Origin of the sequence: Spirulina sp. CS-785/01 (assembly GCF_028330525.1) — a bacterium.
Classification (GTDB): Bacteria; Cyanobacteriota; Cyanobacteriia; order Cyanobacteriales; family Spirulinaceae; genus JAQMSD01.
Window position 1 is genome coordinate 1 of record NZ_JAQMSD010000044.1, and the last position, 11,235, is coordinate 11,235.

Below are 11,235 nucleotides of genomic sequence, written 5' to 3' on the forward strand. Positions count from 1 at the left end.
ATTCTGCACCGTCAAATCTCCCGTCCTTAACTCAATCCCCCGTGCATCCCCACTCCCTAAACTCTCAAAAAACAAACCACTCCCAGACCCATCTATATTCACCAACTCCGTCGCATTAACCCCTAAAAATCCTCCGTCACCAGACCCTCGTGTTGTCCCTGCAACTTGTCCCCCCTCCTCTACCCGTAACCGTTGGGTTTGCACTTGTAACCGTCCTGCATTTCCCGCATTCGCAGAATCGAAAAACAAACGACTCTGAAACCGACCATCCCCAGACTCTCCTCGCACTAAAATATCCCTTGCATCCACAGTAAACGTCCCTGCATTCCCCGTCCCAATACTCTGTGCAGACACATTCCCCCCATCAAGAATATTTAATGCACCCGTCTCCAAAGTGAAATTCCCTGCATTTCCCGTCCCTCCCGTCTCATACACCAACCCACTCGGTGCATTGAGGCCACTTCCTTGCACCGTCACCGACTCCCTCGCATTTACAGTAATATCCCCTGCTTTCCCACTGTCATACGCTGACCCAGAAATCAATCCTCCCCCCGTGATAGACAAGTCCCTCGTATTAATGCGTAATTGACCTGCATCCCCACTACTAAACCCCCCAAAAATAAACCCACTGGGTAATCCTTGGTCATTTGTCCCGATTAAATTAACCGAATTATTAGCATTAACTTGAATTGTTCCTCCTACCCCTTCACTTTGACTCGCGGTTGAGAGAAATGAGCCATTTTCGAGAGTTAAATCATTGGTATTAACAGTAATTTGTCCACCATCTCCTAAAGGAGCAGTAGGAGAGGTGCTATCTCGAAAGGTATTGGCAAAAATAAACCCATTATCTAAATACATCTCACCTGTATTCAGCGCGATATTCCCAGCAATACCTGTTCCTGCTGTATTCGCTACAATGCCTGTATCACTGGCTAAATTGGTTTTATTTTGAATATTAATTGCTCCCGCATTTACAGTAATATTTCCCGCATTTACTGTTCCTACTGTTTGAGTCGATAGTCTTGCACCTGCTTGGATAGTTAAAGTTTGGGAGGTTGTAATCTCAATATTTCCCCCTTGATTCTTTGAAGTGCTACTATAACTACGACTAAACACTCCATAATCTAAAACTAAAGGGTTATTAGCTTCTAAAGTAATATTTCCTCCTTCGAGTCCTTCTGATAAAATTTCTGCACCTAAAGTTATTGTTTCATTAGATAAAAGAATAACATTCCCACCATTACCCATGTTTTTAGGTAAAAAAGAGGACGCATTAATTCCCTGATTCACGTTGATATCATTACGGGAATCAATATAAACTAACCCTCCACCTAATAAGTCTCTAGTATCAATGACCCCATCCACTGTAATATTACCAGGTAAATTATTAGCAAAATATTGATTGGTGAGAAAGACTTGACCCCCTGTTCCAATAGGAGTTAAACTAACTCCATTAATATCAATCTCACCAACATTTATATCAGCACGGTTGGCCAGATTGTTGTAAGTTACGGCAACTGGTGTTAGCGTAATTTCTGTATTTTGTAAACTAACAGGTAAGCCACCAATTTGACTCCAATCAATCCCTGCTCGAATATCTAAGGTATGGTAAGTAGCACTACTCCCATCAACTTCGACAGGAGTACCATCAGAAAGATTGAATTGAGCTAATTGTTTTATGAAGGGGTCACTATTATTCGTATTAATAGTAGTGTTATCTGTTCCAGAATCAGTAATATTTATATCTCCTATAGTAACACTGCCTCCCGCTAAAATATGCAGTGATGCCCCCGTATAATCATTCATCATAACATTCCCTGTAGCTAAAACAATTGGGTCTTCTTTGCTATAAAAGTCTCCCCTTGTTTCATCTAATTTCTCAATCGAAAATGTCCCTCCTACCCAAAAATGTGCATCCCCACTGATAGCATTTTGACTGCGTAGGGTTAAATCCCCTCCAGAGACTAAACCACTATCGAGATGGTTGAGAGCAAAAATATCAATGGTTTCATTGCCTTGAATTAATAAGTTTTGGCCAGCATTAAGAATTATAGGACGGTCAATACTATCTTTAATAGTGATCGTATCTGTTCCCAAAAGGGTCAAATTTTCTCCACTTTCTAGGTTTCCTGTAACGTCAAGGTTTTGACCCACTAAGGTTAAATCCTCACCGACGGTTAAATTACCTTGGTTAGTAATTGTTCCTTGAGAATTATCCGGATATTGTATTCCTGGGGTAATATTGAGGGTGAGTAAGGGGGGACTATCCGGATTTTTGGCACTAAATTCGTAATTGTCGAATAAGAGATGGTCTGCGGTTGTTGCATAAAATGAACCCCGAATATCAAGTTGGGCATTTTCACCAAACAGAATACCATTGGGATTAATTAAATAGAGATTTGCTCCCCCATTTACTCCCAATGTGCCTAAAATTTCCGAGATATTATTTCCCGTCACCCGACTTAAAATGTTATTAATTCCAGAAGGATTGGCAAAATAAACCCGTTGGGCCTCTTGGACGTTAAATTCGCTGAAACTATGAAAGAGATGTTCTCCCCGTGTTGCCCCTCCTTCAATCATCTCAGTGGGGAGGCCATCGAGGGTGGTGGAGTTGACGGTAGATTGTTCTGTCCCTAGCGTATTATCCGGGATAATCTGTGCGGTGACTGGGGAGAAGGGGATTAAGAGAGAAAAACCGAGCAAAGGGTAAATGAACTTTAGGGGTGTCATGCTTGAGTCTTGCTTGAGAAAATCGTGAGCTTCATTGGGTTCTCTGGATAAAAGCGGCATTTTTACGCAAAATCTCTCAAATCGTTACAAAAATTAAAATCAGCCCCTCTGCCCAGAATTCGCGCTAACCCTGACTAGGAGGCAATTTCGTCACCTTGAAAAAATTTTCGCAAAAATTTTCCAGTATTCTGCATAAAACCAGTCTCTCTGAACAGAGAAGTAGATAGAGTCACCGAATCAAGACCTGTTATCGAGGGACACTACCATGTTCAAACGGAAAAAAGATCAAACCCACAAGCAGAATCAACTCCAATCCTTCATCCTCGAACCTATCCTCACCCCTAGTGGATTAGTGGATGTCGATGATTTTTCCGGTACAGATATTGTCGATCTTCCTCCCGACTTAGAAGACTGGCAAACCGACGAGCAACAGAAACTGAATTTCCCAATCAGAAGGGAACTGCAAACTCCCGACTTAGAAGACGTGCAAACCGACGAGCAACCCCTTCCCTCTGGAGAAGCAGCAGAGGAGGGAGAAGTTTTTTCTCAAAACCTAGCTTGGGCAGAACAAGGCCTAGAACCTGCCGATCTTCCCTCTGACATCCTCAAATATGATGCCGGAGTATTCACCGTTGGAGAAAGCGGAGAAGTCGGCATCGACTTCCTCTTTGATGGCGGGAAATTTAAAGGAGAAGTTGCCATCTTCAGCTTAGAAGGGATGGATGAATTTGAAGCGGGTTCAGAAGAATTCATCCAAGAAGCGGCCTTCCGTGCTACCAGTGATTCAGAATTCGGTCATATTGTCATTAGTGACCGAACCGAAGGCGCGAAATTTGCGGGCAGTTTAGGCGAAAGCAAAGATTGGAACTCCGGAGACTATCAAGGGGTGAAAACCGTCTCTATGCGTCCAGGAGACAGCTTTGGTGTAATGTTAGTCCCCAATGGCACAGTGCAAGAAGTCTTAAATGACCCCAATATTGGCGGTTCAAAAGCCCCCCTATTCTCCCTCGGCACAGCCAACCCCGATGATACCTTACACTTTGGGCAAATTGCCGATGTCACGGGAGATGGCAACACTTTTGTCATGGAAGACGTACAAGCGGGTCATAAGTGGTATGACGAAGACTACAATGATTTAATTTTCCAAGTCCGAGGTGCAGAAGGGGAAGCCCCCAGCATGGATGAGCTTATTGAACAAGGGGTAATGGATGCCGAGGACGACTGGCGCGAAGGTGATTTAGGGCAAGCTGTAGTCAGCTATGCTGAACAGTATGTGGATGATACGGCCTCAGAGAAAACCATTCCCGATGTAGAACAATCGAAACAACCCTTAGTTGGAGTCATTGACACGGGATTGAGTAGCGATAATCCTGATCTAGATTACGACAAAATCACATTAGGGAAAGATCGCGTCGATGGAGATGATAATCCCTTACTCAGTGATGGGGAAGGGAATAAACACGGCACGCACGTTTTAGGTGTGATCGCTGCTGAACAAGATAATGGCATTGGTATTGATGGGGTGAATGATGATGCACCTCTGTGGGTCGGTCGTGCTGTAGGATCGGGACAATGGGCTGAATCTTTGGTCGAGTTTGTCGATGCGGCACGGGAGTCTGAGCAACCTAATGCGGTGGTTAATTTGAGTATGGACTTAACTCAAATTGATGCTGAGGGGAATGTGACGACGCGATATGAGTTTACCCCGATGGAAATGGCGGCCTTAGAATATGCCCGTCAGAATAATGTTGTAGTCAGTGTTGCTGCGGGGAATGATGGTGCGGTGATGTCTGCTTTAGGTCAAGCCTCGGAACGGTTTGATAATATCATCACCGTTGGTGCAGCAGAACAAATTGAGGGAGAGACGTTTGACCGTGCAGACTATTCCAGTTATGGGGAAGGGTTAGATATTGTTGCGAAAGGAGGAACGTTAGACAATCCTGTTTTATCGACGTTTGGGGATGATGTAGAGGGAATGCACGGAACATCTGTGGCCACTGCACAGGTGACAGGGGCAATTTCTCAAGTTTGGGCTGCAAATCCTACGTTACATTATCGCCAGGTGATTGAGATTTTGAAAGATACTGCGATGGATTTGAATGCACCAGGGTTTGATGTGGAAACGGGTGCAGGGTTGCTGAATATGGCGGCTGCGGTACAGTTGGCGAAGTCGATGCAGGAGGAGGAGTATGATAAGCAGTTGCAGTATGTGCCGTTGACCTGGAGTGGGGAAGGTAAGGTGACACCGATGGAACGGGCTGCGACTCCAAATTATTCGGGTTATTCTTTCACTACTTCCTCCCCGTCTTGGAGTTCCTTCTTGGGGATTTTTGGTAATCCGACCAGTTCGGGGTTTGTGAAGTTGCTTCAACAAGTTTTTGATAAGTTTTATAAGAATTCTACTGAAACTTTTGACTCTAAAAAACCTATTTTTCAAATCTTTGATGGTTCATTTGGAACAAATACAGGTTTAGTTTTCTATGACCAAGATAGTGGTACTGGTGAAATGTATGCCACAAAAAATAATACATCATTGTCTATATTACAGCGTGATAAGGGTTGGCGTAAGACGTGGGATAAGATTATTCCGGGTAATTTTGGGGGGGATGGCAAGAGCGATTTACTGTTTTATGAACGTGAGACTGGAAACTATTATTTTTACACCGTGAAAGATAATAGTAAGATGCAGTTGCTCACGCAAGGTACAGGTTGGCTCAAGACCTGGGATAAAATTATTCCTGGAGATTTTGGAGGGGATGGCAAGACAGATTTACTATTTTATGACCGTGAGACAGGGAACTATTATTTCTACACTGTGAAAGACAATGGTCAGATGCAGTTGCTCACGCACGGTACGGGTTGGCGTAAGACTTGGGATAAGATTATTCCGGGTAATTTTGGGGGCGATGGCAAGAGCGATTTAATGTTTTATGACCGTGAGACAGGGGACTATGCTTTCTATACCGTGAAAGACAATGGTCAGATGCAGTTACTTACACAAGGTACAGGTTGGCGCAAGACATGGGATAAGATTATTCCGGGTAATTTTGGGGGTAATGGCAAGACAGATTTACTGTTTTATGACCGTGAGACAGGGGACTATTATTTCTACATCGTGACAGATAATGGTCAGATGAAGTTACTCCCGCAAGGTACGGGTTGGCTCAAGACTTGGGATGAGATTATTCCTGGCGATTTTGGGGGTAATGGCAAGACAGATTTACTGTTTTATGACCGTGAGACTGGGAACTATTATTTCTACACTGTGAAAGACAATGGTCAGATGCAGTTACTCACGCACGGTACAGGTTGGCGTAAGACGTGGGATAAGATTATTCCTCTTTCCACTCTTGAAAAGCGTAGTAACTATTTCAAGAATTTAGCATCATGGAGTGAATGGCAGTGGGAAGATTCAATCAATAGTGCAGCCGATCTGAATTTCATTAAAAAGAATTCCAATTCTGATATAGGAAAACTTTACAGAGATTTAAGTAATGATCTATTCGGAGCGTATTTTCGACCTAGTGGAGCATATATTTCTGATGATTATAACAACGCTGTAACTTCGATGAACAGCTATCACGGTGCAATTGATATTGGTGGTTCAATCAATAATCGAGAAGTCAAAAGTCTTGTAAATGGAACTGTTGTGTTATCAACTTCTAACTATGGAACTTTGACAATTTTAGGAGAAGATGGACGCTATTATATTTATAAACACCTGAATAGTCGCTACTTTTCTGAAGGTCAGAAAGTGAGCAAGGGACAGGTTGTTGGAAAAGTTGGTGGTGTAGGTGCCAATGGTGCTAAAGGCGTATTTGCTCCACATTTACATTTTGAAGTATCGAAACCTCCATACACTTATGGTGCTGCACATTACCCAAGTGTACTTAGCTCAAAATCAGGAATTCGTGACCGAAACTATAATCCATTAAAAGCCTATTGGGAATTAAAGCGTTGATCTCCCAATTATGACTGTGACGCACCTTAAATGTTGCATTAAAAAACGCTAGAAACCTGCTTATTACAGCAGATAGTAGGGTGCGTTAGGCGGCAAGACAATTTAAGATTAATCCATTAACTCAAAATTTCCGCCGTAACGCACCCACCTACTTCAAAAATTCATGGGTTTCGGTGCGTTACGCAGGAAATAACATTAACTGGATTTTGACCTAAGTTGATCCCCTGAAGGGCGCACCCTACGAATTCCTGCTAACGCACCCTACGAATTGCTACTGAAAAGAAAGTAGGGTGCGTTAGGCGGTCAACTAATTTGGGATTCACCAATTAACTTAAAATTTCCGCCGTAACGCACCACTTTACTCAAAAAATTCATGGGTTTCGGTGCGTTACGCAGGAAATAACATTAACTGGATTTTGACCTAAGTTGATGGCCTGCTAACGCACCCTACAAGCTACAAGCTAACCCTATAAGCTCCCAAAATGAGTTACAGAATCGCGCTTCCTCCATCCCCCAAGCGCGGTCTTTTTTTTCGCGATCGCACCCTTAAACCCAAGGCGCGATCCTTTTTTTGAAAAGTAATGTGATCTGATGGGAAAAAGCGATCGCACCGATCGTGTTAGGAGAACGTGATCGCGTTTTCTTCTAATTTTCTGAAAGGCGATCGCTTTGCAACACTCCATGAACACTTTTTTTAATTTGTCATGACCATTACACCAACTTTTAACCCCAAAGATTCAAGTAAAGTCCGCAATAAGCTAAATTCAATTTTACCCGTTTCATGAAGTTTTTGGTCAAATTGAAGAAATGTTTCTTGAATGTCTGGTGATAAATTACTCAATCCTCCCTTCGCCTCAATCACATTATAAAAAGCCTTTCTAATCATTGGTGGCTCACCTTCCTCTAAAACAACTTCAAGATACATCGCGGCTTCTGAAAGATTTTTTAAAGATTCAATTAATTCTTTATGATAACTAATACTTTTAGACATCATACCGACTCCTATAATCTTTCCAATAGACTTGAGCTTTAGCAATATCTTTAGTTTGTGTACTTTTATCCCCTCCCCATAATAAGAAAATAATCATATTACTCTCTTGTCCAAAATAAATACGATACCTTGCTCCGTAATCGATCCTGAGTTCATATACTCCTTCTCCCACAAATTTATAATCTCCCAAATTCCCACTTTCAACTCGGTCTAGTCTTGTCCTAATCTTAGCTCTGGCTCTATTATCCTTGAGAGAGTCGCGCCATTGCGAAAAAGGAGCAATGTTATCTGAAGTTGTATAAATCCTGATTTCTTTTGGCTTTGCCTCCATTATCTGTTTTTTAAAAGTATAGTGTAAATTATATTCAGCTAGAGAAATTAAGCCTAGTTCTCTTATAGCTTACAATAATGTACTCGTTTATGCAGGGGGTGACGCGATCGCTTCTTTTTGTGGAGCGAGATCGCCTTTCTGCTATTTTTTCGAGTAGTGCGATCGCCTTAATAAAAACACTCATTAAGCGATCGCAAACTCCGTTAATTTTCGATCTTCGGGATGATAGAAAGCGAGAACGATATCTTCTTTAGGAACACCGCGATCAAGTAAATCTTGAGTAATCCCTTCTTCAGTTTCATCTCGTTCTACCCAAAATTTTCCCTCAACGACGCGCAGATGTAAAATTGTACTGTGAACCCGGCGATCGCCATTCCAGCCAAAACTAATCAGCAAATAACAATCACCATCAGCGATCGCTTGCAACTTAATCTCTCCTCGACTAGGCTCATAGCGAGCATAATCGTCAACAATTTCTCGTGCAATCGTTTGATATCGTTCTAATTGACGATCCATTTGACAATCTCCTCCCGTTCTGGATTAAAAACAAAAAAAGAAATCTGGCGTTCTTTCACAAAAACTTGAATTGACGGACGTTGAAAAAAGTTCTTATAAATCCGTTCGGGAATTGCTAGAAAAAGAGCGCGATCAGGTTCTTGTTTAGCAATAAATGTTAAATATAAATAATATTGTCCAACTGCACGCTCTAATTCTGTCACGGGTGAAGGAGTCCGAAAAACCTTAATCTCAACCGCAATTTTTTGCTCGAGTTTTTGAGCAGCAATAATTTTTGCAGCGCCGAGATCGGCATAAACGGTTAAATCCTCAAATTCAACAGTCAATGGATCGTCTGTGATTGTCCAACCATCTTTAACCAGAGCCACTCTAACAACGTTAACAACGTTATGGTAAAGATCGAGCCGGGGCATATAAGAATTAGAAGCAACTAAGCTCTAGTATAACTCCATTTGCCATTGCGATCGCACTATTCGATTGCCTCATTTTAGCTGAAACAGACCACTAGGGGCGTATTGTATATGCCTAACCCTACTAAATGTTCCGAATAGTCTCTACCCAGTTCTAGAAAAGCGATTCTCGTTCCGAGACACTTTGTGAACGCGATCAATGCTACCCTATCTCCAAAATAACTAAGCAACCGGGCAACTATGGGGTATGTGGTGAGCAAAAGATGGGTTGGAAACAACATTAAACAACAGGGATTGACTTGGGGATGGGCTATCTTTTTGGTAATCCCTAATTTGACGGGAATCGAAGTCTATCCAGTGGTTGCAGAAGAGTTTGAGAAAAGTCCTAAGATTCCCGTTAATGCACCCACTGTTACTGAACAACTAGACCTCCTAGAATACGCTAATCGCACTCCTTTTCCCCTCAGTCAAACCCCACCGAGAGACGAACCCCCCTCAACCCAACCTCTCCCAGAACCGGATATTCCTCAACTCCCTCTCCCAGAGGAATTATTCGATCTGCCCGATACTTCTGAACCCTCTAGGCAACCCACCCCAACAGAACCGACTGTACCGGAAAAAATTACCGTAGAACAGTTTGAGATAGTTGGGAGTACCATTTTTACCCAAGAAGACTTTGCCCCTCTCCTGCAACCCTATCTGAATCGGCCTTTATCTTTGGCGGAATTATTAGAAGCGCGATCGCGCATTACCCAATTCTATCTCGACCGAGGATACATCACCACAGGTGCGTTAATTCCTGCCCAAGACTTTGCCGATCATACCGTAACCATTCAAGTCGTAGAAGGGAAAATAGAAGCCATTAACGTCATCGGAACAACCCATCTCAACCCCAACTATGTCCGCAATCGTCTCCAACTGGCCACCGATCCTCCTCTCAATGTTAATGAGTTACAAGAAGCCTTACAACTGCTACAACTTGATCCCCTCATCACTAATTTATCCGCAGAACTCTCCGCCGGGACCAAAGTAGGGTTTAATATTCTCGATGTGCAGATTCGAGAAGCCGATACTTTTAGTCTCAATCTTCCTTTAAATAATAACCGTTCCCCCACCGTGGGCAGCTTTCGTCGTGGGGTTAGCGTCACGGAAGCCAACTTACTAGGAATCGGCGATCGCATCAATGCCAACTACTCCAACACCGATGGCAGTAATAGCCTTGACCTCAACTATACCATCCCCATTAACCCTCGCAATGGGACAATTCGTTTTGCCTACGGAGAAACAGACAGCGAAGTCATTGAAGACCCCTTTAAACCCCTTAATATTACCTCTGATTCCGTTTATTACGAACTCAGCCTACGTCAACCCCTCATCCAAACCCCCACCCAAGAATTTGCCCTCACCCTGGCCCTCTCCCAACAGGAAAGTCAGTCCGAAATTGGCTTATTTAACATTCCTTTAGTCTCCGAAGGAGATAATCCCCAAGGGAGAAGTAAAGTCACCGCCCTTCGCTTTATTCAAGAATGGACCAAACGCAGCGAACGACAAGTATTAGCCGCCCGTTCCCAGTTCAGTTGGGGGTTAGACTGGTTTAACGCCACCGAAAACCCCGAACCCCCAGACAGTCACTTTTTTTCTTGGCGAGGCCAAGCCCAATGGGTTCGCTTATTAGGGCCAGATACCCTCTTACTCATTCGAGGAGATATGCAGATTGCAGACCGTCCCCTTCTCTCTCTAGAACAGTTTAGCCTAGGGGGACAAACCAGCGTGCGAGGATATCGTCAAGACCTATTCTTCCATGATAACGGCCTTTTAGCCTCTGCTGAAGTCCGTATTCCTATCCTGCGAATTCCCGACTGGCAAGGAGTTTTGCAAATTGTCCCCTTTTTTGATGCAGGATGGGGGTGGGATCAGGGTATAACGAAGCACACCGCTATTACTGGCACTGGCTTGGGGCTAAGACTGCAACAGGGAAATAATTTGACGATTCGTTTGGATTGGGGGGTCTCTTTGTCTGATGTGGACTCGTCAAACAATACTTTACAAGAGAATGGCTTTTACTTTTCCGTCAATTATCGTCTGTTTTAGGGGGTGTTGGGTTACGCTACGCTTCACCCAACCTACAATCAACTCTCTGCTCATAAATGATTAATCATTGTAGATTAATCATTGTAGGGTGGGCAATGCCAGCCCTGTCAAGGTGAGAAATTGTAGAACGAGACACCGTTGTTTCAGACACTTGTGAGAGACATTTTCTCCCCCTCTCCCAAGGTTGGTAGAGGGGGTTGGGGGG

7 protein-coding genes are annotated in these 11,235 nt (G+C 43.3%); 2 read left to right on the forward strand and 5 right to left on the reverse strand.

From position 1 onward, the window contains the following. A partial coding sequence (locus PN462_RS02180; protein WP_272126253.1) for a two-partner secretion domain-containing protein occupies window positions 1-2,730 on the reverse strand: 2,730 nt, incomplete at its 3' end. Between the two features lie 265 nt (window positions 2,731-2,995). Here PN462_RS02180 and PN462_RS02185 point away from each other — a divergent pair. Beyond that, window positions 2,996-6,691, forward strand: a complete 3,696-nt coding sequence (locus tag PN462_RS02185) for a S8 family serine peptidase (RefSeq protein WP_272126254.1) — start codon at window positions 2,996-2,998, stop codon at window positions 6,689-6,691. 694 nt (window positions 6,692-7,385) lie between these two features. Here the strand turns inward: PN462_RS02185 and PN462_RS02190 are convergent. From PN462_RS02190 to PN462_RS02205, 4 genes are all read right to left on the reverse strand, one after another. Beyond that, the gene (locus tag PN462_RS02190; protein ID WP_272126255.1) at window positions 7,386-7,685 is read right to left on the reverse strand and encodes a helix-turn-helix domain-containing transcriptional regulator; all 300 of its coding nucleotides are present in this window, start codon (window positions 7,683-7,685) and stop codon (window positions 7,386-7,388) included. Then, window positions 7,675-8,013: a type II toxin-antitoxin system RelE/ParE family toxin gene (locus PN462_RS02195; RefSeq protein WP_272126256.1), complete on the reverse strand. Its 339-nt coding sequence runs from the start codon at window positions 8,011-8,013 to the stop codon at window positions 7,675-7,677. The genes PN462_RS02190 and PN462_RS02195 overlap by 11 nt, the downstream gene beginning before the upstream one ends. Before the next feature lie 183 nt (window positions 8,014-8,196). Then, on the reverse strand, window positions 8,197-8,529 hold the full coding sequence (locus PN462_RS02200; RefSeq protein WP_272126257.1) for a XisI protein: 333 nt from the start codon (window positions 8,527-8,529) through the stop codon (window positions 8,197-8,199). Further along, on the reverse strand, window positions 8,514-8,942 hold the full coding sequence (locus PN462_RS02205) for an element excision factor XisH family protein (protein WP_272126259.1): 429 nt from the start codon (window positions 8,940-8,942) through the stop codon (window positions 8,514-8,516). The genes PN462_RS02200 and PN462_RS02205 overlap by 16 nt, the downstream gene beginning before the upstream one ends. A gap of 291 nt (window positions 8,943-9,233) precedes the next feature. On the opposite strand from PN462_RS02205, the gene PN462_RS02210 reads away from it, so the two are divergent. Then, window positions 9,234-11,030: a ShlB/FhaC/HecB family hemolysin secretion/activation protein gene (locus tag PN462_RS02210; protein ID WP_272126261.1), complete on the forward strand. Its 1,797-nt coding sequence runs from the start codon at window positions 9,234-9,236 to the stop codon at window positions 11,028-11,030. Window positions 11,031-11,235: the final 205 nt, after the last annotated feature.

Coding starts and splice junctions, on each gene's coding strand:
- PN462_RS02205 (WP_272126259.1), bottom strand. CDS start 8,942: ATGCCCCGGCTCGATCTTTACCATAACGTTGTTAACGTTGTTAGAGTG.
- PN462_RS02190 (WP_272126255.1), bottom strand. CDS start 7,685: ATGATGTCTAAAAGTATTAGTTATCATAAAGAATTAATTGAATCTTTA.
- PN462_RS02200 (WP_272126257.1), bottom strand. CDS start 8,529: ATGGATCGTCAATTAGAACGATATCAAACGATTGCACGAGAAATTGTT.
- PN462_RS02185 (WP_272126254.1), top strand. CDS start 2,996: ATGTTCAAACGGAAAAAAGATCAAACCCACAAGCAGAATCAACTCCAA.
- PN462_RS02195 (WP_272126256.1), bottom strand. CDS start 8,013: ATGGAGGCAAAGCCAAAAGAAATCAGGATTTATACAACTTCAGATAAC.